Origin of the sequence: Bradyrhizobium sp. HKCCYLS3077, assembly GCF_051167555.1 — a bacterium.
Taxonomy (GTDB): domain Bacteria; phylum Pseudomonadota; class Alphaproteobacteria; order Rhizobiales; family Xanthobacteraceae; genus Bradyrhizobium.
Genome location: NZ_JBNPTH010000001.1, coordinates 911,421 through 933,317, shown reverse-complemented (window position 1 = coordinate 933,317; position 21,897 = coordinate 911,421). Strand labels below are relative to the sequence as shown.

Sequence of the window (21,897 nt, the reverse complement as noted above, 5' to 3'; positions counted from 1 at the left end):
CGTCGATCAGGACGTCGCGCAAGGGGTCAGATACGTCGACGGGACGTGATCGGTGAGCCAGACGCCATTGTCGGCGACATAGAAGGCCATGCCGGCGCGATGCATCGCCGCCGCATCGACGCGAAATATGACGGGCTTGCCGTGACGGCGGCCGACGTTGAGCGCATTGGCCTCATCCAGCGACAGATGCACGTGCTGGCGCGACTGAGGCTTCAATCCCTGAGCCATGATCGACTCGACGAAGCGCGTCGCAGTCCCATGAAACAGCACGGCCGGCGGCTCGCTCGGCGCGAGTCCAAGCTCCACTGACACCGAATGTCCCTGCGCCGCGCGGATACGCAGCCCATCGTCGGAGATCGTGAAGCGCTTCTTGTCGCTGGTCGCGACCACATGCTCCAGCTCGGCGCGGGTGAACGCCGTTCCCGCCGCGGTGGCGCGTGCGATCAGGTCGTCGATGGCGGTCCAGCCCTGGACGTCGAGCGCGAGACCGATCGCCTCCGGCTGATGCCGCAACACCAGGCTCAGGAACTTGCTCAGTCGAACAGGATCGAACGCCATGATGAGAGACCCTAGCCGTAGCGCAGCTTCAGGCCGAGGATCGCGGCGACCAGGCCCAGCGTGATGGCGTTGGCGACGACCAGCGGCAGGTCGCTGATCAGCGCGCCGTAGAGCAGCCACATCGAATTGCCGGTGGTCTGCAGCACGAACATGCCCATCGAGATGTCATGGGTCGAACGCGAGCGCCAGGCCTTGATGACCTGTGGCAGGAACGAGCATGTGGTGCAGGTGGCGGCGCCGAGGCCGATGATCGTGGTCAGCAAGATGAGACGTCCGTGCGCTGGTCGTGGAAACGCACGCTTGTAGAATGACCCGCGCCGAAGCGAAACCCGCTCCGGCGCGAAATTGCTTGCTGAGCGTGAGGCGGTGACCCCCACCAACACCCTCGGTCATTCCCCGCGAAGGCGGGGAATCCAGTACGCCGCGGCCCCTCGATCGATCACTGCCGTCTCTGGAATACTGGATCGTCCGCCTGCGCGGACGATGACGGTGTGGGTGAAGCAGGCTCCGCCCCCATCAAACAAAGCTACGCCGCAGTCCAACCGCCGTCGATCGACAGGTTGGTGCCGGTGATCTGCGCGGCTTCGTCGCTGCACAGGAACAGCGCGAGGGCGGCGACCTGGTCGACGGTGACGAACTCCTTGGTCGGCTGCGCGGCCAGCAGCACGTCGTTGATGACCTGCTCCTTGGTGAGGTTGCGCGCCTTCATGGTGTCGGGGATCTGCTTCTCGACCAGCGGCGTCCAGACATAGCCGGGCGAGATGCAGTTGCAGGTGATCTTGTGGGTCGCGAGCTCCAGCGCCACGGTCTTGGTCAGGCCGGCGATGCCGTGCTTGGCGGACACATAAGCCGACTTGAAGGGCGAGGCGACCAGCGAGTGCGCCGAGGCGGTGTTGATGATGCGGCCCCAGCCGCGCTTCTTCATGCCGGGCACGGCGGCGTGAATGCCGTAGAACGCCGAGGACAGGTTGATCGCGATGATCTGCTCCCACTTCTCCGGCGGAAACTCCTCGACCGGCGAGACGAACTGGATGCCGGCATTGTTGACGAGGACATCGACCGAGCCGAACGTGCTCTCGCCGAGCGCGATCATGCCGGCGATCTCGGCCGGCTTGCTCATGTCGGCCGGCGAATGCACGGCCTTCACCTTGAACTCGCTCTCGATCGCCGCGCGCTCCTTCTCGATATCGGCGGCAGCGCCGAAGCCGTTGAGCACGATGTTGGCACCGGCGCTTGCGAAACCGCGGGCGATCGCAAGCCCGATGCCGCTGGTCGAACCGGTGACCACCGCGGTCTTGCCCTTCAAATTCGTCGTCATAACTTCACTCCTTCTTGGCGGCGGCAAGGTTGCCGTCCTGCGTGAGATCGTAGGTCACCATGGTTTCGCCGGACTGCGGCCGCTCCAGCCAGTCCTTGTGGCGCATCGACGAATGCACGTCGCGCACGCCCGCCTCCCAATGCTCGACCATCGCGACATGGGAAAAATCGTAGTCCTTGGAGGACGTCTCGTAGTTCTTGCTGCGATAGATCAGATGCACGACCGTGACCGTGTTCTCCTGCGCCGCCTTGCACAGGATCTCCAGCGACGGATCGTTGCGCAGCTCGTCAGGCAGCTTGGCATAGAGCTCGCGGAACGCCTTGCGGGTGTTGTGGATCATGCGGTTCTTGTCGGTGTTCATCCGCGTCCGGCTGGAATAGCGGATGTCCTTTTCGCGTTCGGCGGCCTCCAACAAGGTGCGCGGCAGGTCACCGCGCGCGGAGAACAGATCGACCTGGAAGATCAAGAGATCACGGTCCGCCCCGATGTCGAGCACGTAGTCGAGCGGCGTGTTGGAGGCGATGCCGCCGTCCCAGTAGTGCTCGCCGTCGATCTCGACCGGCGGGAAGCCCGGCGGCAGCGCGCCAGAGGCCATGATGTGCTCCGGGCCGATGCGCTTGCCCTGCTTCTTGAACTCGACATTGTCGAAATAGGTGAAGTTGCCGGTGGTGACGCCGACGGCGCCGACCGACAGCCGCGTCCTGCAATCGTTGATGCGATCGAAATCGACCAGCCGCTCCAGCGTCTTCTTCAGCGGCGCGGTGTCGTAATAGCTCACCGATTGCGGCGTGCCGGCCGGCCACAGCGGTGCCGGTGGGAAACGCGGCGTGAAGAAGCCGGGCACGCCGAACGCCGCGATCAGCGCGGCGCTCGCCTCGTTGAAGGCCGAGCGGTGATGATCGCCGTTGAGCAGCGGCTTCCACGGCACCGGCGAGGACACCATGTGCCAGAATTCCTTGAGGCGCTCGATGCGCTTCTCGCGCTCGTTGCCGGCGATGATCGCGGAATTGATCGCGCCGATCGAGATGCCGGCGACCCATTCGGGCTCGAAATCGAAATGGCACAGCGCCTGATAGGCACCGGCCTGATAGGAGCCGAGCGCGCCGCCGCCCTGCAGGACGAGCACGCGCTTGGCATCAGAGGGAGTTGTCGGCGGAGCCGGCAGCGAATGATGATTCATGTCAATCGATCGGTTATCAGCAGTGGCGCCAGCGTGGCGTGACTTGCTGATAACGTCAAATCAACCTCCGGCATAGGTCGCCTCCGGCCAGCCATGGGGCCAAACCGGACAGGTCACCGCCCATGCAGGGAGCAGCGGCGTGCCTGTCAGGACGGCTTCTTGCCGTCGGGAGCGGCGAGGATCATGGTCCAGAAGACCTTGTATTTCGTATTCGGAGCATAGCTCGCGGCGATGCCTATTTTTGTGACACCGTTCTTCAGCATGTTGGCGCGGTGAGGCGGCGAATCGCGCCAGCCAGAAAAGGCTTCCGCCAGGGTATGATAGCCCGCCGACACGTTCTCGACCGCGACGACGGCATCATAGCCCGCGCCGGTCAGGCGCTTGGCCAGTGGCGCGCGCACGTCGTGATCGAGCTTGTTCTTGTCGGCCATCGCCTGCGACTGCGACTCCGCAAGCCGCATCAGCTCGGGATCGACCTCGACGGTGCCGAGCCCGTTGTTCTGACGATATTGTGAGATCATCGTCGCCGCGGCGACTGCATCGAGCCTCGCCCCCGCGACCGCCATGTCGGCGTACATGGTCGGCGCCTGCACGACAGCCGGCGTATCAGCCGCGCAGCCAGCGAGCAGGAGAGCGATGGGAAGAGCGATAGCCAGACGCGTCAATGAACCGGTCCCTATGCGAAGACGAGAGGCGGGTTGTTGCACATCAACCGTGGCTGAAAGGTGAATCGAAGGTAAGTTCCATCGGTACAATTGGAGCCGTTTCGGCCGGGTAAGGGTTGGTCAACCATAAGCACGCTTCGGTCAAGCCAGAGACGACGCCACATTCCCGCTGTCGTCCCGGCCTCCGAGCCGGGACCCATACGCCGCGGCGGATGTGGCGAGACGCGATGCCGCTCCAGCCTGCCCCAACAAGCTGCACGGAGTATGGGTCCCGGATCGGCGCCCGCCAACGCTGACGCGTTGCCGGGCTTGTCCGGGACGACAGCGAATGTTTTTCTCGCAGACTTGGACTAACGACCTGCCGGTAGAAGCCGAGCTCGACCGGCCCTACCCGCCCGCAAAAATCCGATAGTGTCGCGGCTTGAGCCCGATGCGGTCGCCGATGCGGAGTTCGCGGTCGCGGGGGGCGTCGATCTCGATGGTGGAGCCCTCCGTCAGCGCGATCTCGGCGCGCTGCACCGGGCCGAAGCTGCGGACGTGGGTGACCGCGCCGTGCAGGGTGCCGCTGTCGGCCGGGCCGATCAGCATGTCGTGACGCCGCACGAACAAGGTGGAGGCACCCGTGGCAGCGCCCTCGGCGACGATGTCCAGCGGCCGTCCATTCAGATGCACCGCGCCGCCGGTGACCTCGACCGGCAGCATGATCGACTCGCCGATGAAGCCGTGCACGAAGGCCGTCGCGGGGCTGTCATAGACGTCGTTCGGCGAGCCGACCTGCTCGATGCGGCCCTTGTCCATCACCACGACGCGATGCGCGACCTCGAGCGCCTCCTCCTGATCGTGCGTGACGAAGATCGAGGTGACGTTGATCGAATGATGCAGGGTGCGCAGCCATTGCCGCAGCTCCTTGCGCACCTTGGCGTCGAGCGCGCCGAACGGCTCGTCGAGCAAGAGGATGCGCGGCTCGATGGCGAGCGCGCGCGCCAGCGCAATGCGCTGGCGCTGGCCGCCGGAGAGCTGGCTCGGATAGCGGTCGGCGAGCCAGTCGAGCTGCACGAGATCGAGCAGCTCCTTGACGCGCGCGCGGATCTGCGCCTCGCTCTTGCGGATGCTGCGCGGCTGCACGCGCAGGCCGAAGGCGACGTTCTCGAACACGCTCATGTGCCGGAACAGCGCGTAGTGCTGGAACACGAAGCCGACATGACGCTCGCGCGCGCCACGATCCAGCGCGTTCTCGCCGTCGAACAGGATCTCGCCGGCATCGGGCCATTCGAGACCGGCGATGATGCGCAGCAAGGTCGTCTTGCCCGAGCCGGACGGACCGAGCAGCGCCAGCAGCTCGCCATTGGCGACCTTCAAGTCGACCCCGTCGAGCGCCTTGAACGCGCCGAAGGTCTTGACGACGCCCCTCGCTTCAATGGTCATGAGGCAAGTCCCCGTCGATATTGCGTTCGAGAATGGTCTTGGCGATCAGCGTGATCAGCGCGAGCATCGCGAGCAGCGAGGCGATCGCGAACGAGGCCACCATCTGGTACTCGTTGTAGAGGATCTCGACCAAGAGCGGCATCGTGTTGGTCTCGCCGCGGATGTGGCCCGACACCACCGACACCGCGCCGAACTCGCCCATCGCGCGCGCGTTGCACAGCAGGACGCCGTACAGCACGCCCCATTTGATGTTGGGCAGGGTGACACGGAAGAAAGTCTGCAGGCCCGAGGCGCCGAGCGAGATCGCGGCCTCCTCCTCCTGCGTGCCCTGCTCCTGCATCAGCGGGATCAGCGCGCGCGCCACGAACGGGAAGGTCACGAAGATGGTGGCGAGCGTGATGCCGGGGAAAGCGAACAGGATCTGCAGGCCATGGCTCTGCAGCCAGGGGCCGAAGAAGCCCTGCGCGCCGAACAGCAGCACGAAGACCAGGCCGGAGATGACGGGGCTGACCGAGAACGGCAGGTCGATCAAGGTGATCAGGAAGGTCTTGCCGGGAAACTCGAACTTCGCGATCGCCCAGGCGGCAGCGAGGCCGAACACCAGGTTGGTGCCCACCGACACCGCAGCGACACCCAGCGTCAGGCGAATGGCGGACCAGGCCTCGGGGTCGGCCAGGGCGGAAAAATAGGCCGTAATACCCTTGCCGAACGCCTCGACGAACACGACGACCAGCGGCAGCACGACGAAGATCGACAGGAACCCGACAGCAAGCGTGATGATCGCGATGCGCACGAAGCGCGGCTCGGCGCGCGGATCGCGCCGGGCGGCCGTTGCGGCATGGCTGTGCGCTGCCGTGGCGTCGCGCGTCTGTTGCAGGGTCATTTCGATGCTCATGCCGCGGCCCTCACGTTGACGGCGCCTGGGCCTGGGCCCAGCGCTGCAGGCGATTCACCGCAAAGATGATCACGAATGCTACCACAAGCATGACCACTGCAATGGCCGTGGCGTCGGCATAGCGGAACTCCGACAGGCGGATCACGATCAGAAGCGGCGCGATCTCGGACACGTTCGGCAGGTTGCCGGCGATGAAGATCACGGAACCGTACTCGCCGACCGCGCGGGCGAAGGCGAGCGCGAAGCCGGTCAGCAAGGCCGGCGTCAGGCTCGGCAGGATGACCTTGGTGACGATGTGCCAGCGGCTGGCGCCGAGGCTCGCCGCCGCCTCCTCGATCTCCGGATCCAGATCGATCAGCACCGGCTGCACGGTGCGGACCACGAAGGGGATGCCGATGAAGATCATCGCGATGAAGATGCCGAGCGGCGTGAACGCCACCTTGATGCCGAGCTCGGCCAGCGGCGCGCCGAGCCAGCCCTTCTGCGCAAACAGCGCCGTGAGCGCCACGCCGGCGACCGCTGTCGGCAGCGCGAACGGCACGTCGACGATGGCGTCGAACAGCCGCCGGCCCGGGAAGCGGTAGCGCACCAGCGCCCAGACCACGATCGTGCCCATCACGAGATTGACGCAGGCCGCCGCGAACGACAGCCCGAACGAGATCTTCAGCGCGCTGAGCGTGCGCCGGCTGGTGACGATGTCCCAGAACTGCGCCAGGCTGAGATCCGTCGAACGCACGAACAGCCCGGCGAGGGGAATGAGGACGATCAGGGACAGCCAGGTCAGCGTCAGTCCCATGGTGAGACCGAAGCCCGGCAAGGTGCTGCGTCGTGGTGCAAGTACGCTCAATTAGCCACCCGGCTCATTCCAGCTCTGACGTCCGACCGGACAATCAGTTCTTGTAGATCTGATCGAAAATCCCGCCTTCGCCGAAATGCTCCTTCTGAGCCTTGGTCCAGCCGCCGAACACATCATCGATCGTGAACAGGTCGACCTTGGCAAACGACTCGGCGTACTTCTTGGCGACGTCGGAATCACGCGGACGATAGAAGTTGCGTGCGGCGATTTCCTGGCCGTCCTTCGTATACCAGTACTTCAGATAGGCTTCGGCGGCCGCCTGCGTGCCCTTCTTGGCCACGACCGTGTCGACGACGGCAACTGGCGGTTCTGCCAGGATCGACAGCGACGGCGAGATGATCTCGAACTTTTCCTTACCGAACTCTTTCAGCGCCAGATAAGCTTCGTTCTCCCAGGCCAGCAGCACGTCGCCGACGCCGCGTTCCACGAAGGTGACGGTGGCGCCCCGGGCACCGGTGTCAAGCACGGGAACGTGCTTATAGAGGTCGGCCACGAACTGCTTGGCTTTGTCGGCCGAGCCGGTCTTCTTCAGCGCATAGCCCCAGGCGGCCAGATAGTTCCAGCGCGCGCCGCCGGAGGTCTTCGGGTTCGGGGTGATGACGTCGACGCCGGACTTCAGGAGATCGTCCCAGTCCTTGATGCCCTTCGGGTTGCCCTTGCGGACCAGGAACACGATGGTCGAGGTGTAGGGCGAGGCGTTCTGCGGCAGCCGCTTCTGCCACTCCTTGTCGAGCAGTCCCTTGTTGGCGATGGCGTCGATGTCATAGGCCAGCGCCAAAGTGACGACGTCGGCCTGCAGGCCGTCGATCACGCTGCGCGCCTGCGCGCCCGAGCCGCCATGCGACTGCTTGATCTCGACCGACTTGCCGGTTTCCTTCTGATAGCTTGCGGCAAACGCCTTGTTGAATTCGACATAGAGCTCACGCGTCGGATCGTAGGACACGTTGAGCAGGTTCACGTCAGCCGCATAGGCAGATCCCGCCCATGCGAGGCCCGCGACCACAGCCAGAACACGCCGCATCATCCAAGCTCTCCATTTCCAGGCCCGCGATGTTGCAGGCGCACGCACCTCAGATCGCCGGATGTGTACGTCAGAGTCAACGGAACCGGATTTTCTTGTTTCCGGCCGAGCATCAGCATTTTGCTTACGATGCGCCCGGCATTGGCATAGACGTTCTTCGCCGTGACACAATGTCGTCCTCGCAGCCGAACAAGGGGCAACGATTGCTACGAGACCGCCGACGTCGCGACCGTGTGGATGCCGCATTCGGTCTTGCCGCGGCCGCGCCAGCGTCCGGCGCGCTCGTCCTCGCCGGTGTCCGAGCGGCTGGTGCAGGGCATGCAGCCGATCGAGCGGAAGCCGGAGGCGACCAGCGGATGCTGCGGCAGGTTGGCGGACTGATAGATCCCCGCGATGTCCTCGCGGCTGGCGTTGGCGAACGGGTTGAACTTCACCCGCGCGCCGTCCTGCTCGACGACGGGAATCGCGGCGCGCAGGCCGCCCTGGAAACGCTTGCGGCCATTGATCCAGGCCGCGAACGGCGCCAGCGCACGGGCCAGCGGCTCGACTTTGCGGATGCGGCAGCAGGCATCGGGATCTGAGAACCACAGATCGCTGTCGGCATCCTCGCGCGCCAGCGCGGCCGCATCGGGCTTGATCGAGCGGACGTCACGGAGGCCGAGGATCTCGATCAGTTGGTCGCGATAGGCGAGCGTCTCCGCGAACATATGGCCGGTGTCGAGGAAGACCACCGGAATGGCCGGATCGACATCAGCGGTCACTTTCAGCAGCGCCGCCGATTCCGAGCCGAAGGAAGAGACCACCGCGAGCCGCTCTCGACCGATCGCCTGCACGGCGGCAGCGATCACTTCATGCGGCGACGCCGCGCGCAGCGCCGCATCCAGCGCTGCGACCGGTGTCTGCTCGACCTCTGGTGATGCGGCCAGCGTGCTCACAGCCCGGCGCGCTCCGAATGACGCAGTTGCAGGCGCTGGTGCAGCGCGGAGATCCGCCCGTCGCCGGCCGGCTGGTAGAACACCGAATAGCGCTTCACGGTCTCGGTGAACGCCTCGGCGTCCGCCTGCTTCTTGACGTCGAAGGCGTCGAAGCCGGCGCGCAGCATGAACACGAACTGATCGCGCAGCACCTGGCCGGTGGCGCGCAGCTCGCCGCGATAACCGTAGCGCTCGCGCAGCAGGCGCGCCTGGGTATAGGCGCGGCCGTCGCGGAAACTCGGGAACACCAGTGCGACCAGCGCGAGCCGGTCGAGATAGGGCACGAGATCGTCGACGTCGCGATTGTTCGGCCAGATCACGCCGAGCTTGCCACCGGCGCGGCTGACCAGCGCGTCGGGACCGGCGAGGAAGCGCGTCTCGGAGACGAGGATCGCGCCGCCAGCCGGCAGCTCAGAATCGTCGGTGACGCGGACGAACTCGTCCGCAACGATATGTCCGCCCTTAACGAGTGGCATAAACCCGCTCCCTGAATGGTTCGACCCCGATCCGTTTCACCGTGTCGACGAACAGCTCGTCGGGGCGCGCGCGCAGCGCAAGATAGGCTTCGACGATATCCTCGACGACATCGGCGACTTCGGCATAGGGCACCGCGGGGCCGATCAGGGTGCCGAGCTCGGCGCCCTCGTCGGCGCGGCCGCCGATCGTGATCTGATAGAATTCCTCGTTGTTCTTCTCAACGCCGAGGATGCCGATGTGGCCGACGTGATGATGGCCGCAGGCATTGATGCAGCCGGAGATGTTGATGTGCAGCCGGCCGATCAGGTTCGCGGTGTCGTGGTTGGCGAAGCGCCGCGTGATCTCCTGCGCGATCGGGATCGAGCGCGCATTCGCCAGCGAGCAGTAGTCGAGGCCCGGGCAGGCGATGATGTCGGAGACGAGGTTGACGTTGGGGATCGCGAGACCGGCGTCCTCGAGCGCCTTCCACACCGCCGGCAGGTCGCGCTTGCGGACATGCGGCAGAGCCAGGTTCTGCTCGTGGCCGACGCGGATCTCGCCGAACGAATATTTGTCGGCGATGGCGGCGAGCGCGTCCATCTGGCCGGCGGTCGCGTCGCCCGGCGGCTTGCCGATCGGCTTCAGCGACACGACGGCGATGGCGTAGCCCTGCACCTTGTGCGGAAACACCGAGTTCTTGCGCCAGGCCTCGAACTTCGGATCGGCCGCGGCCTGCTTCAGCTCGTCCGGCATGTGCGGGAGCGTCTCATAGGCCGGATAGAAGAAGCGCGAGCGGATGTCCTCGATGATGCCCTGGTCGAGCTTGAGCACGCCGTCGCGGATCTGCTGCCACTCCTCCTCGACCTCGGCGGCGAACTTCTCGATGCCGAGCTCGTGCACCAGGATCTTGATGCGCGCCTTGTAGATGTTGTCGCGGCGGCCGTACTGATTGTAGACGCGCAGGATCGCCTCGACATAGCTCAGGATGTCATGGCCGTGCACGAACGGCTTGATGGTCTTGGCGATGAAGGGCGAGCGTCCCAAGCCGCCGCCGACCAGCACCTCGAAGCCGGTCTCGCCCTGCTCGTTCTTCTTCAGACGCAGGCCGATGTCGTGGATCTTGATCGCGGCGCGATCATGCTCGGACGCCGTGATCGCGATCTTGAACTTGCGCGGCAGGAACGAGAATTCCGGGTGAAGCGTCGTGAACTGGCGCAGCAGCTCGGCCCAGATGCGGGGGTCCTCGATCTCGCCCGGCGCGACGCCGGCCCATTGGTCCGAGGTGACGTTACGCATGTTGTTGCCGGAGGTCTGCATCGACTGGATGCCGACTTCGGCGAGATCAGCCATCGCGTCCGGCAGCTCGGCGAGCTTGATCCAGTTGAACTGGATGTTCTGCCGGGTCGTGAAGTGGCCGTAGCCGCGGTCGTAGCGGCGCGCGACATGCGCCAGCCGGCGCAGCTGGTCCGACGACAGCGTGCCGTAGGGAATGGCGATGCGGTACATGTAGGCGTGCAGCTGGAGATACACGCCGTTCTGCAACCGCAGCATCTTGAACTCGTCCTCGGACAGTTCGCCCGAGAGCCGCCGCTTCACCTGGTCGCGGAATTCGGCGACGCGCTCGTTGACCAAAGTGCGGTCGATTTCGTCATAAGCATACATGAGAAGGCCTTCAGGCTTGAGCCGGGAGCGCGATGGTGGCGCCCGTCAGCCGGATGTGTTCGCGCATGTTGCCGGGCTTGACCGCGCCGTCGGCGGCGACTTCGACGGGAGCGATGTAGGAGCCGATCGCGTTGAGATCATCGGCGACCGCCTCCGTCAGCAGCGCGCGCGCCTCGTCGGCGGTGCGCACGATCGCCGCGTCGGTCAGCTCATCGGACCAGCTCTTGCTGCCGGTGCGGTAGATGACGGCGCCGTCCCACGTGCGGTTCGCGGTGACGATCGAGGGGCCGGTGATCTTGATCTTCTGTTGCAGCGGGGAGGTCATTCAGACGGGTTCCAGGAGTTTTGCAATCACGCCACTGAGATTCTGCTGACGCCACGGCGCCGAATGCGCCACGACGTCACCGATGATGAGAATGGCCGGACCGCCATCGATCTTGGCGACCAGATCCGGCAACTGATCGAGCGTGCCGACCGCAGCCTGCGCGTCGGGGCGTGTCACGCGCGCGAACACGCCGACCGGCGTCTGCGGCGAACGGCCCGCGGCGAGCAGGCCGGAGCGCACCGCCGGAGCCGCGGTCATGCCCATGTAGACGACCACCGTCATCTTGGTGTCGGTCAGCACCGACCAGTCGACCGCCTCGGCATCGCGCTCCTTGTGCGCGGTCAGGAAGGTGATGCGCAGCGCCTTGCTGCGGAAGGTCAAGGGCACCTCGAACTGCGCGGCGGCGCCGATGCCGGCGGTGATGCCGGGGACAATCGTGTAGGACACGCCGGCGTTGCGCAGCGCGTCGACCTCCTCGCCGCCGCGGCCGAACACGTAGGCGTCGCCGCCCTTCAGGCGCACGGCACGCTTGCCTTCACGCGCGGCGTCGATCAGCAGCTTGTTGACCGCGTCCTGGCCGATGCCGGGCTTGCCGACGCGGCGGCCGACCGGAACGCGCGAGGCGTCGCGGCGGATGCGGTCGAGAATCTCCGGCGTCACCAGCTCGTCGTAGAACACGACGTCGGCGTCCTGCAGCGCGCGCAGCGCCTTGATCGTGAGAAGATCGGGATCGCCGGGACCGGCGCCGACCAGGGTCACATGCCCCTCGCTGCGGCCGGCATGATCGGCGCCCGCGAACGCGGTGAGATCGGCGATGCCGTTCAGCGCCGCCTCAGCTTCCTGCTTGCGCCCCGCCAGCACCAGCGCGCCGATCGGGCCGTCGACGACTCGCTCCCAGAACCGGCGGCGCAGCGGCATCTCGGCAATCAGCGGATTGATGATCTTGCGGAAGTCGCCGATGAAGCCCGCGAGCTCGCCGATCCGCGCCGGCAGCAGCGCCTCGATGCGCTCGCGCACGCGGCGCGCCACCACCGGCGACGAGCCGCCGGTGCCGATCGCCACGACGACGTCGCCGCGATCGACGATCGCCGGAAAGATGAAGCTGGAATGCGCGAGGTCATCCATCACGTTGACCGGCAGGCCGACGCTGCGCGCCCGCGCCGACATCGCCACGCCGATGTCGCCGGCACCGGCGCAGAGCACCGCAATGACGCCCGTGAGATCCGCGCTCAGCGGATCGCCCTCGGCGCGCTCGATCTGGCCGTGATCGTCGTTAAGCCCGCCGAGATCGAAATCGCCATCGGTCGCGAACCAGCGGATGCGGGCACCCGCGGACAGCAAGACTCTCAGCTTGGCGCGCACGAGCTCGCCCGCGCCGATCAGCAGCACGGGGCCGGTCTTCAGATCGAGAAACACCGGCAGATATTGCATTGCGCTCTTCGGCTTCGACTCTTCGGGGTTGACTGGAATTATTTTCTATATAAGTGTCACGCTGCGGACGTAAAGAGAAAATTATTTCTTGGCTTCGCCATAGAATTTTCTCCCAAGCAGGCGATGGCTGACAGCATGCACATTCTCACCAACGACGTTTCCAGAGACCGGTTGCCCTCTTCCGAGCTGGATCAAGCATCTTCCATGCCGCGTGTCCTCGGCGCCGCGCCGACGATGGATCATCTCGACCAGCTGGAGGCGCAGAGCATTTACATTCTCCGCGAGGCCTTTGCACGGCTGAAGAAGCTCGCGCTGCTGTGGTCGCTGGGAAAAGATTCCAACGTCATGATCTGGCTGGCGCGCAAGGCCTTCTTCGGCCGGGTGCCGTTTCCGGCGATGCATGTCGATACCGGCAAGAAGTTTCCGGAGATGTACGCCTTCCGCGACACCTACGCGCAGGAATGGGGCCTCGATCTCCGCGTCGAACCGTGCCCGCCGATCGATGCCGTCGACCCGACCCTGCCGCCAGCCGCGCGCTCCGCGGCGCGCAAGACCGAGGGCCTGAAGATGGCGCTCGCCAAGCACGGCTTTGACGGCCTGATCGCCGGCATCCGCCGTGACGAGGAGGCGACCCGCGCCAAGGAGCGCGTGTTCTCGCCGCGCGGCGCCGAAGGCAATTGGGACGTGCGCGACCAGCCGCCGGAGTTCTGGGACCATTTCAACGCCTCGCCGCCGCAGGGCGCGCATCTGCGCATCCATCCGATCCTGCATTGGACCGAGGCCGATATCTGGGCCTACACCGCGCGCGAGAACATTCCGATCATCCCGCTGTATCTCGCCAAGAACGGCAAGCGCTATCGCTCGCTCGGCGACCAGGACATCACCTTCCCCGTCGCGTCGAATGCGTCGAACATCGCGGAAATTCTCGCCGAGCTCGAAAGCACCAAGGTGCCGGAGCGCGCGGGCCGCGCGCTCGACCATGAGACCGAGGACGCCTTCGAGCGTCTGCGCGTCGCCGGCTATCTCTAGAGCGGAGCGCGAGGTCATGAACATGAGAGTCCCGGCCGCCGCTCCCGCCACGCCGAACGGCACCAGCCGCCCGCAGGTCTCAATCGTCATCGTGGGCCACGTCGACCACGGCAAGTCGACCCTGGTCGGCCGCCTACTGCATGAGACCGGCAGCCTGCCCGATGGCAAGCTTGAAATGCTGCAGGCGGTCTCCGCGCGCCGCGGCATGCCGTTCGAATGGTCGTTCCTGCTCGACGCGCTGCAGACCGAGCGCGACCAGGGCATCACCATTGACACCACGCAGATCCGCTTCCGCACCAATGCGCGCGAGGTCGTGCTGATCGACGCGCCCGGCCACGCCGAGTTCCTGCGCAACATGATCACCGGCGCCTCGCAGGCCGACGGCGCGGTGCTGATCATCGACGCGCTCGAAGGCGTCCGCGACCAGACCCGCCGCCACGGCTATCTCCTGCATCTGCTCGGCGTTCGCCAAGTCGCCGTGGTCGTGAACAAGATGGACCGCGTCGATTTCGGCGAAGCCCGTTTCAACGACATCAAGGCCGAGATCTCGGCGCATCTCCAGGGCCTAGGCGTCAAGCCGGTCGCCGTCATCCCGATCTCCGCGCGCGACGGCGATGGCGTCGCCGAGCTGACCTCGCGGATCGGCTGGTACAAGGGCCCGACCGTGGTCGAGGCGCTGGACGGCCTGGAGCCGGCCAAGCCGCTGTCAAGCCTGCCGCTGCGCCTGCCGGTGCAGGCGATCTACAAGTTCGACGACCGCCGCATCGTCGCCGGCCGCGTCGAGGCCGGGGAATTGCGCTCGGGCGACGAGATCGTGATCATGCCGGCCGGCAAGATCGCGAAGATCAAGACCGTTGAAGGCTGGCCGCAGACGCCGGTGACATCGGCGCAAGGCGCGGGCCGCTCGGTCGGCATCACGCTCGACCGCGAGCTGTTCATCGAGCGCGGCGATATCATCGCCCATGTCGGCCGCGAGCCGCAGGCGGCGCGCCGGCTGCATGCCCGCATCTTCTGGCTGCACGACCAGCCGCTCGCCAAGGGCGACAACATTTTGGTGCGGCTCGGCACTCGCGAGGCGCGCGGCAGCGTGGTCGCGATCGAGAAGGCCGTCGATCCCGGCTCGCTCTCGAACGAGGAAAACAATGCGATCGCGCGCAACCATGTCGGCGAGATCGAGATCGCGCTGACCCAGCCGGTCGCCGTCGATCCCTATACCGAGAACGCGCGCACCGGCCGCCTCGTCATCGAGGTCCAGGGCCGCATCGCCGGCGGCGGGCTCGTGCTGTCGATCGCTGCGGGCAAGCGCGCCGCGCCGGTCGACATCATCCCCGTGGAATCCGCGCTGCAGCCGCAGGAGCGTGCCGACCGCTACCGCCACAAGGGCGCTGTCGTCTGGATGACCGGCCTGCCCGGCGCCGGCAAGTCGACGCTTGCCCGCGCGCTGGAGCGGCGGCTGTTCGGCCGCGGCGGCGCGCCGGTGCTGCTCGATGGCGACACCGTGCGCGCCGGCCTCAACAAGGATCTCGGCTTCACGCCGGAGGACCGTGCCGAGAACATCCGTCGCCTCGCCGAGGTCGCGACCCATCTCGCCCGCAACGGCCACATCGCGATCGTCGCGGCGGTGTCGCCGGCGCGCGAGGACCGCGCCGCCGCGCGGCGCATCGCCGGCGACCTGTTCCGCGAGATCTACGTCGCCACGGCGGCCGAGATCTGCGAGAGCCGCGACCCCAAGGGCCACTATGCCAAGGCCCGCGCCGGCGCGTTGAAGAACTTCACCGGCATCGGCAACGACTACGAGCCGCCGCTGGACGCCGAGCTCGTGCTCGACACCGCCACCCGCGGCATCGCCGACGCCACCGATGAACTCGAAGCGCTGCTCTCCCGGACTGGCGTGCTGTTCGACGACATCGCCGATCTCGGCGCGAATATCTGAGGCGAAGGCCGCTGTTGCCCCTCATGGTGAGGAGCGCCTTACTCCGCAGCCTCTCCGCGACAGCTGCCCAAGGCGGCGCGTTCAGGCGATGCTCTCGCATCGCCTTGAGAACCATGAGGCCCGCATCGGGGCCTCGCCCTTCGAGACGCCCGCCTCAGGGCGGGCTCCTCAGGGAGAGGGTTGAGGGTTCGCGCGGGTCGAGTTGCGAATGAGACTGCTCTAACGCGCGTCACAGCGCCCCCACATACGCCGTGAGATCATCGAGCTCGGCCTCCGTCGGCAGCCGCGATTCCATCTTCTTGGCGTAGAACTCCCACATCAGCTTGACCGCGTCGCGCAGCGAGGCCGTGCGGCCGTCATGGAAATACGGCGCGGTCGATGCGGCCGCGTGCAGGGTCGGCACCTTGAACTTGCCGCCGGTGCCGATGTCGTCCTTGCTCTTCTTGTCGAAACTCGGGAGCTGATGGCAGGTGCCGCAGCCGCCGTCGCCGACATAGAGCTCGAAGCCGCGCTTCACCGCCGGGCTCGCATCCTCGCGCGGCGTGCCGTCCTCCCTGACCTGCCAGTTCGCCGGATAGTTCAGCGTCTTCACATAGGCGATGAGCGCCGCCAGGGTTTCCTTCGAAGGCTCCGGCCCCTTCATGCGGTTGACGATGATGCCGCGGATGCTGTCCTCGAGCGTCGCGGCCTGGCCCTGCCAGCCGAACACCGAGCGTTCGCCGACTCCCCACAGGGTCGGCGTGTTGCGGCCGTTGGGATCGCCGTCCGCAACCACATCGAGGCCGACATAGGTCTTGTTGTTGGTGTGGCCGGTCGAGAAGTGACAGGTGGCGCAGGACGCCTTGCTGCCGCCCGACAGGCTCGCATCGTTGAACAGCGCGAGGCCCTTGGCGGCGAGGTCGGCCTCGGAGAGTTGCGCTGGAGAGGTCATCGCCGCGCCGACGGTCGTGGACAACGCCGGCGTCTCCGTCGCCACAGCGGCAGGCGGAGCCTTGCTCTTCTTGGCCACGCTGGCGACATGACGAGGCGCGGCCTTGTGTGCGGGCTCGGCCGCCCGCACCGGCTTGGGTCGCAGCACCGACGCCAGCCGCTGCAGCAGGCTCGGCTTCTCCGGCACCACGGAGAGATACGGCGTCACCGACTTGTCGGCCGCGAGCGCGGGCAAGGTGAGTAGTCCGAGACACAGGACGACCGACCGCAGCCCAGTGAACGCCATGACACCACTCCCCGCACCCCACCAGATGCGAGTCGTTATCGAAAGCTTTTAAGTCCGAAGTAGGACTGCGCGGCGGCATTGAATCGGCGCGGGGTGCGCCGGCCGCCGCACAACCGCCGTGCCTCGCCCCGCATGAGTTGCTGTTGTTGGCTCCGGCGTTCGAGGGATCAAACGCGGCCTCACCCCATTGCGTGATCCGCATCACGGTCGGCGCAGCCCGCGATTTCTAAACGTGAGCGTATCGCTGACGGCGGCGCTGTCGAGCCGCGCGCAGCGACAGCCCCGGCTGAGCGGCAATCACCGGCCGCATGCGTTGTACTCACGGAGGGACCCATGGGACGTTTCGGCACCACCAACATCGTCTTGGTTGTCATGCTGCTGTCGATGTCCGTGCTGAGCGGGATGACCCACACCCAGGCGGGCCGCCTCTATCCGCCGGACGGCTGCAAGGCCGGCTTCGTCTGGCGCCAGGCTTATCCCGGCGACCGCACCTGCGTGACCTATGATCAGCGCAGCCGCGCCGCGAACGACAATCGCCAGGCGCCCAACCGCATCAACTACGCCGACCGCAGCAACGGCCCCAAGGCCTGCATCCCCGGCTATGTCTGGCGCGAGGCCTATGCCGGCGACATCGTCTGCGTCACCCCCGAGCAGCGCGCCCGCGTCAAATACGACAACGAGCATGCCAATGAGCGAAGGCGGGTGGCGGCAGGCGGTTGATAGTAGCGGAAGTGCCGGTTTCGTAGGGTGGGCAAAGCGATGCTGAAGGCGGCGCGTGCCCACCGTCTCACACCGCGCAATCGGCCTGCATCGATGAGCATCCGATCGTTATTCAAATTCTAGCACCGGACGTGCACTCAGAGGAGTCCGCCTTTTGACGCCGCTGGCACACTGCTCAGGAGACACGCGCTAGCGCACGCCTCATAGCGAAAGCCTCGCCCGGGCAAAGAATTCGCTCAACGTGCCCGTCACGATCTCGACACGGTCCAGCGGGTACGGCTGCTCGACGGCGAAGTCATGAGGAATCCGGACCAGGGGCGGATCGGCGGCGCCCTGGCGGAGATCGAGAAAATAGGGATCACCTGATCCCACGGCGCAGGCGCCTATCGGAACGAAGCCAAGCGAGGCGACCGAAAGTCCCGGCTCGCTTTCGGTCGCCTCGGAAGCGATCTGGCTCGGTGTCAACCAGACCAGCGCCACGCCGATACCGGACGCGTCCGCGTCGCTCGGCAAGTCGAAATGTTTTCCGGCCAAAGCGTACGTTCTGAGCAATGACAGCAGCCATTCCGGAGTCAGGCGACTTCCAAGCCGCGACGTCAACATGCGAATGTCGTCCTCCGTTGCAGCGGCTCCGGCACGGCCCCCGGCTATCCTATCGAGAGCAAGATCAGGCATGTACGGCTCCCGTGCGATTGAAGCGCATCGAGGGCTGCTGAGCGCCCTACGCGTGTTCTGTTGATGCACCTATTCCCCTGCACGCTAAAAACTCGAATTCGTCTGCCGGTTCAACCTGATTTGCCCTGTCCAGTCCCGTGGCGAAAAATATTCTTCTTTCTTTTTTTCGGAAATCATGTTTATCTCTGCCCATCCCGTCCCACACGAGGGACAGTTCGCGGCCGTCACGGACGTCGGGTGCGGGATGCGGTGGGCGCTTTGGGCTGCGGCGCGAGCAATCATGTCGACGGACAGTCCCGGGGCGCACGGCCAAGCCGTGGGGTCCTGGCATCCCGATGCTGATGCCACGTCTGCGAAGCGCCAACGCGCTGCGTAGGCAACGGTGACCAGAAAGCCCGGCGCACCGGGGAGACCACGGAGCAACCGTCAATCCATCGCGCAGGGAAGGCCGGATGTCCGGCTCGTACCTGTGGTGACTGCCGCCTGCATTTTTTTCTGCAGGCGGGCCATGGGTGCAGCCTGCACCCGGCCTTCCCTGCGCCTCTCGTGATCGAGGGGCGAGCAAGAGCAAAGCTCGGACGCGATCTGGCGCCGCGAGGATGGGTTCGCATGAGTTATGATTTCGATGAGCGACCATCCCCGTGAGTGCGCCGCCGCATCCCCACCCACAGCCGTCATCGCCCGGCTTGACCGGGCGATCCAGTATTCCAGAGTCGGCAGTGAGGCCCACGAGAGGTCGCGGCGTACTGGATCACCCGCTTTCGCGGGTGATGACAGCGGAGATAATGGCGACAGTTCCGGCGTGGCGGCGGACCCGGGATGACAGCCGTGGAGGCGGCGGCAGGATCGCATGCGGCAGGCGCGGGTTGTTCCGGAAGCGCCCAGACCGACCCCGCCGCGCCCCTCCCCCGACCAACGGCGATACCCCCCTCCCCCCTTCCTTGGCCCCCGCTTTGGCGTTAAATGCACTGCACACGCCGCCCGTCGCAGGCGGCCATTTCAGCATGCCAGAACACGCGCAACGTCGCTTTGACCCGAGAGAAACGTCTCATCATGACCCGTATCGACGCCCATGGACTGAAGATCGCCCCGGTTCTGTTCGACTTCATCGCCAAGGAGGCGGCCCCCAAGACGGGAATTGATCCGGACGCGTTCTGGGCCGGGCTGGCCGCGCTCCTGCGCGATCTCGGCCCCAAAAACCGCGAGCTGCTCAAAGTCCGTGACGCGCTGCAGGACAAGATCGACGCCTGGCACCTCGCCAACAAGGGCAAGGCGTTCGACCTCGGCGCCTACACGGCGTTCCTGAAGGAGATCGGCTACCTCCTGCCCGAGCCCGCGACCCACAAGGTCGAGACCGCCAATGTCGACGAAGAGATCGGCAAGATCTGCGGCCCGCAGCTGGTGGTGCCGCTGACCAATGCCCGCTATGCGCTGAACGCCGCCAATGCGCGCTGGGGCTCGCTGTACGACGCCTTCTACGGCACCGACGCCATCCCGCATGATCCGAGCGAGGGCGGCCGCGGCTACAACAAGGCCAGGGGCGACAAGGTGATCGCCAAGGCGAAGGCGTTCCTCGACGCCGCCGTGCCGCTCGCCACCGGCAGCCACACCGACGTCACCGCCTACAGCGTCATCGCCGGCCAGCTCGCAGCGAAGCTGAAGAGCGGCAATGCCACCGCGCTGAAGAATGCCGACCAGTTCGCCGGCTACCAGGGCTCGGCCGACGCACCGAGCGTCATCCTGCTCGCCAACAACGGCCTGCACATCGAGGTCGTGATCGACCGCAGCCACGTCATCGGCAAGGACGATGCGGCCGGCGTCTCCGACATGATCCTCGAGGCCGCGGTCTCGACCATCCTCGACATGGAGGACTCGGTCGCCGCCGTCGACGCCGAGGACAAGGTTCTGGTCTATCGCAACACGCTCGGCCTGATGAACGGCACGCTGTCGGCCGATTTCGAGAAGGGCGGCAAGACGCTGACCCGCGCCTTGAACAGCGACCGCAGCTACACGACGCCGTCCGGCGGCACGCTCACTCTGCACGGCCGCAGCCTGCTGCTGATCCGCAACTGCGGACACCACATGTTCACCGACGCCGTGCTCGGCGCCGACGGCGAGGAAGTGCCGGAAGGCATCCTCGATGCCGTCGTCACCGGCCTGCTGGCGATCCACGACCTCAAGGGCAACTCCAAGGTCAAGAACAGCCGCACCGGCTCGATCTACATCGTCAAGCCGAAGATGCACGGCCCGGACGAGGTGGCGCTGACGGTCGAATTGTTCGCGCGCGTCGAAAAGCTGCTCGGCCTGCCGGAGAACACCATGAAGGTCGGCATCATGGACGAGGAGCGCCGCACCACGGTCAACCTCAAGGCCTGCATCCAGCAGGCGTCCAAGCGCATCGTCTTCATCAACACCGGCTTCCTCGATCGCACCGGCGACGAGATCCACACCTCGATGGAAGCGGGTCCGATGATCCGCAAGAACGAGATGAAGGCGCAGCCCTGGATCAAGGCCTACGAAGACTGGAACGTCGACATGGGCCTGATTGACGGCCTGCCCGGCCATGCGCAGATCGGCAAGGGCATGTGGGCCGCGCCGGACAAGATGGCCGACATGCTGGCGCAAAAGATCGGCCACCCGCAGGCGGGCGCCACCACCGCCTGGGTGCCGTCGCCGACCGCCGCCACCTTGCACGCTTTGCACTATCACCAGGTCAATGTGAAGGCTCGGCAGGACGAACTGACGAAGGGCGGGCCGCGCGCCAAGCTCGGCGACATCCTCACCATCCCCGTGTCGAACTCCAACTGGGCGCCGGATGACGTCCGCCAGGAGATCGACAACAACTGCCAGGGCATTCTCGGCTATGTCGTGCGCTGGATCGACCAGGGCGTCGGCTGCTCCAAGGTGCCCGACATCCACGATGTCGGCCTGATGGAAGACCGCGCGACCTTGCGCATCTCCAGCCAGCATCTCGCCAACTGGCTGCATCACGGCGTGGTCAGCAAGGACCAGGTGATGGACTCACTGAAGCGCATGGCCGTCGTCGTCGACAAGCAGAACGCCGGCGATCCGCTGTATCAGCCGATGGCGCCGTCATTCGATGGCGTCGCGTTCAAGGCGGCGTGCGATCTCGTGTTCGAAGGCCGGACCCAGCCGAACGGCTACACCGAATACATCCTGACCGCGCGGCGGCGCGAGGCCAAGGCAGGCGAGAAGGCAAAGGCCTGACAACGAAAAGCCCCGGCGATCGGCCGGGGCTTTTTTTTTCCAATGACGGTATCATGATCCGGATCATATCACCGCGATGTACCTCAGCAGCGAGATCACGCCGAGAACGATGACCACGACGCGGCAGATCTGCTTGGCCCGGCCGTCGAGCGGCAACAGGTTGATTAGATAGAGAATGAGGATGACGACGAGAAAGGTGACGAGAGCACTGACGAGCATGAAGGGCCCCTGACAAGTGGTGGACGCGCTGGCGCTGGGGACCCAACCCGCTCGGAGGCGCGAGGTTCCGTGTCCGGAACCTCTGATCGCGCATTCAACCCCCGTAGTTTC

The 21,897-nt window shown here is 65.8% G+C and carries 21 protein-coding genes; 4 read left to right on the top strand and 17 right to left on the bottom strand.

All coding sequences use genetic code 11. The features are described from left to right. Nucleotides 1-6: 6 nt before the first annotated feature. The 14 genes from ACQR0Z_RS04095 to cysG form a co-directional block, all read right to left on the bottom strand. Nucleotides 7-558: an RNA 2'-phosphotransferase gene (locus tag ACQR0Z_RS04095; RefSeq protein WP_434917758.1), complete on the bottom strand. Its 552-nt coding sequence runs from the start codon at nt 556-558 to the stop codon at nt 7-9. Nucleotides 559-569: 11 nt separating this feature from the next. Next, nucleotides 570-821 (bottom strand): SemiSWEET transporter, encoded by a 252-nt coding sequence (locus ACQR0Z_RS04090; protein ID WP_006614646.1) that lies wholly within the window; start codon nt 819-821, stop codon nt 570-572. A 263-nt stretch (nt 822-1,084) separates the two neighbouring features. Further along, nucleotides 1,085-1,876: a 3-hydroxybutyrate dehydrogenase gene (locus ACQR0Z_RS04085; RefSeq protein WP_434877929.1), complete on the bottom strand. Its 792-nt coding sequence runs from the start codon at nt 1,874-1,876 to the stop codon at nt 1,085-1,087. 4 nt (nt 1,877-1,880) lie between these two features. Continuing rightward, a complete protein-coding gene (locus ACQR0Z_RS04080) occupies nt 1,881-3,056 on the bottom strand; it encodes a DUF3734 domain-containing protein (protein WP_434856277.1) in 1,176 nt (391 codons plus the stop codon). Nucleotides 3,057-3,202: 146 nt separating this feature from the next. Then, nucleotides 3,203-3,721: a CAP domain-containing protein gene (locus ACQR0Z_RS04075; protein WP_434856278.1), complete on the bottom strand. Its 519-nt coding sequence runs from the start codon at nt 3,719-3,721 to the stop codon at nt 3,203-3,205. Nucleotides 3,722-4,108: 387 nt separating this feature from the next. Further along, on the bottom strand, nt 4,109-5,146 hold the full coding sequence (locus ACQR0Z_RS04070) for a sulfate/molybdate ABC transporter ATP-binding protein (protein WP_434917757.1): 1,038 nt from the start codon (nt 5,144-5,146) through the stop codon (nt 4,109-4,111). Beyond that, complete coding sequence (cysW, locus tag ACQR0Z_RS04065) at nt 5,136-6,041, bottom strand: sulfate ABC transporter permease subunit CysW (RefSeq protein WP_434917756.1); 906 nt, start codon at nt 6,039-6,041, stop codon at nt 5,136-5,138. Before cysW ends, ACQR0Z_RS04070 begins: the two co-directional genes overlap by 11 nt. 10 nt (nt 6,042-6,051) lie before the next feature. Next, nucleotides 6,052-6,888 carry a sulfate ABC transporter permease subunit CysT gene (cysT, locus tag ACQR0Z_RS04060; protein WP_434856281.1) on the bottom strand — a complete coding sequence of 279 codons (837 nt, stop codon included), beginning with the start codon at nt 6,886-6,888 and terminating at the stop codon, nt 6,052-6,054. Between the two features lie 43 nt (nt 6,889-6,931). Beyond that, on the bottom strand, nt 6,932-7,921 hold the full coding sequence (locus tag ACQR0Z_RS04055) for a sulfate ABC transporter substrate-binding protein (RefSeq protein WP_434856282.1): 990 nt from the start codon (nt 7,919-7,921) through the stop codon (nt 6,932-6,934). Nucleotides 7,922-8,124: 203 nt separating this feature from the next. Beyond that, nucleotides 8,125-8,853, bottom strand: a complete 729-nt coding sequence (locus tag ACQR0Z_RS04050; RefSeq protein ID WP_434917755.1) for a phosphoadenylyl-sulfate reductase — start codon at nt 8,851-8,853, stop codon at nt 8,125-8,127. Then, nucleotides 8,850-9,368 (bottom strand): DUF934 domain-containing protein, encoded by a 519-nt coding sequence (locus ACQR0Z_RS04045; RefSeq protein ID WP_434917754.1) that lies wholly within the window; start codon nt 9,366-9,368, stop codon nt 8,850-8,852. Before ACQR0Z_RS04045 ends, ACQR0Z_RS04050 begins: the two co-directional genes overlap by 4 nt. After that, on the bottom strand, nt 9,355-11,010 hold the full coding sequence (locus tag ACQR0Z_RS04040; protein WP_434917753.1) for a nitrite/sulfite reductase: 1,656 nt from the start codon (nt 11,008-11,010) through the stop codon (nt 9,355-9,357). The genes ACQR0Z_RS04045 and ACQR0Z_RS04040 overlap by 14 nt, the downstream gene beginning before the upstream one ends. A gap of 10 nt (nt 11,011-11,020) precedes the next feature. Then, nucleotides 11,021-11,335, bottom strand: a complete 315-nt coding sequence (locus tag ACQR0Z_RS04035) for a DUF2849 domain-containing protein (RefSeq protein WP_434917752.1) — start codon at nt 11,333-11,335, stop codon at nt 11,021-11,023. Further along, entirely contained in the window at nt 11,336-12,766 is a 1,431-nt protein-coding gene (gene cysG, locus ACQR0Z_RS04030) for a siroheme synthase CysG (RefSeq protein WP_434917751.1), read from the bottom strand. It lies immediately after the preceding gene. A 234-nt stretch (nt 12,767-13,000) separates the two neighbouring features. Between cysG and cysD the strand changes: the two genes are divergently transcribed. Together cysD and cysC are read left to right on the top strand one after the other, a co-directional pair. Next, nucleotides 13,001-13,795: a sulfate adenylyltransferase subunit CysD gene (cysD, locus tag ACQR0Z_RS04025; RefSeq protein WP_434918021.1), complete on the top strand. Its 795-nt coding sequence runs from the start codon at nt 13,001-13,003 to the stop codon at nt 13,793-13,795. Between the two features lie 16 nt (nt 13,796-13,811). After that, nucleotides 13,812-15,728 carry an adenylyl-sulfate kinase gene (gene cysC, locus ACQR0Z_RS04020; protein ID WP_434917750.1) on the top strand — a complete coding sequence of 639 codons (1,917 nt, stop codon included), beginning with the start codon at nt 13,812-13,814 and terminating at the stop codon, nt 15,726-15,728. 229 nt (nt 15,729-15,957) lie between these two features. Here cysC and ACQR0Z_RS04015 read toward each other — a convergent pair whose 3' ends face one another. Further along, nucleotides 15,958-16,944: a cytochrome-c peroxidase gene (locus ACQR0Z_RS04015; protein WP_434917749.1), complete on the bottom strand. Its 987-nt coding sequence runs from the start codon at nt 16,942-16,944 to the stop codon at nt 15,958-15,960. Nucleotides 16,945-17,277: 333 nt separating this feature from the next. Here ACQR0Z_RS04015 and ACQR0Z_RS04010 point away from each other — a divergent pair, with 333 nt between their 5' ends. After that, entirely contained in the window at nt 17,278-17,664 is a 387-nt protein-coding gene (locus tag ACQR0Z_RS04010; RefSeq protein WP_434917748.1) for a hypothetical protein, read from the top strand. A 201-nt stretch (nt 17,665-17,865) separates the two neighbouring features. Here ACQR0Z_RS04010 and ACQR0Z_RS04005 read toward each other — a convergent pair whose 3' ends face one another. Next, nucleotides 17,866-18,339, bottom strand: coding sequence for a hypothetical protein (locus ACQR0Z_RS04005; protein WP_434917747.1), 474 nt, complete (start codon nt 18,337-18,339; stop codon nt 17,866-17,868). Between the two features lie 1,053 nt (nt 18,340-19,392). On the opposite strand from ACQR0Z_RS04005, the gene ACQR0Z_RS04000 reads away from it, so the two are divergent. Next, entirely contained in the window at nt 19,393-21,567 is a 2,175-nt protein-coding gene (locus ACQR0Z_RS04000) for a malate synthase G (protein WP_434917746.1), read from the top strand. Nucleotides 21,568-21,630: 63 nt separating this feature from the next. Here ACQR0Z_RS04000 and ACQR0Z_RS03995 read toward each other — a convergent pair whose 3' ends face one another. Beyond that, nucleotides 21,631-21,786, bottom strand: coding sequence for a Thivi_2564 family membrane protein (locus ACQR0Z_RS03995; RefSeq protein ID WP_434856295.1), 156 nt, complete (start codon nt 21,784-21,786; stop codon nt 21,631-21,633). Nucleotides 21,787-21,897: the final 111 nt, after the last annotated feature.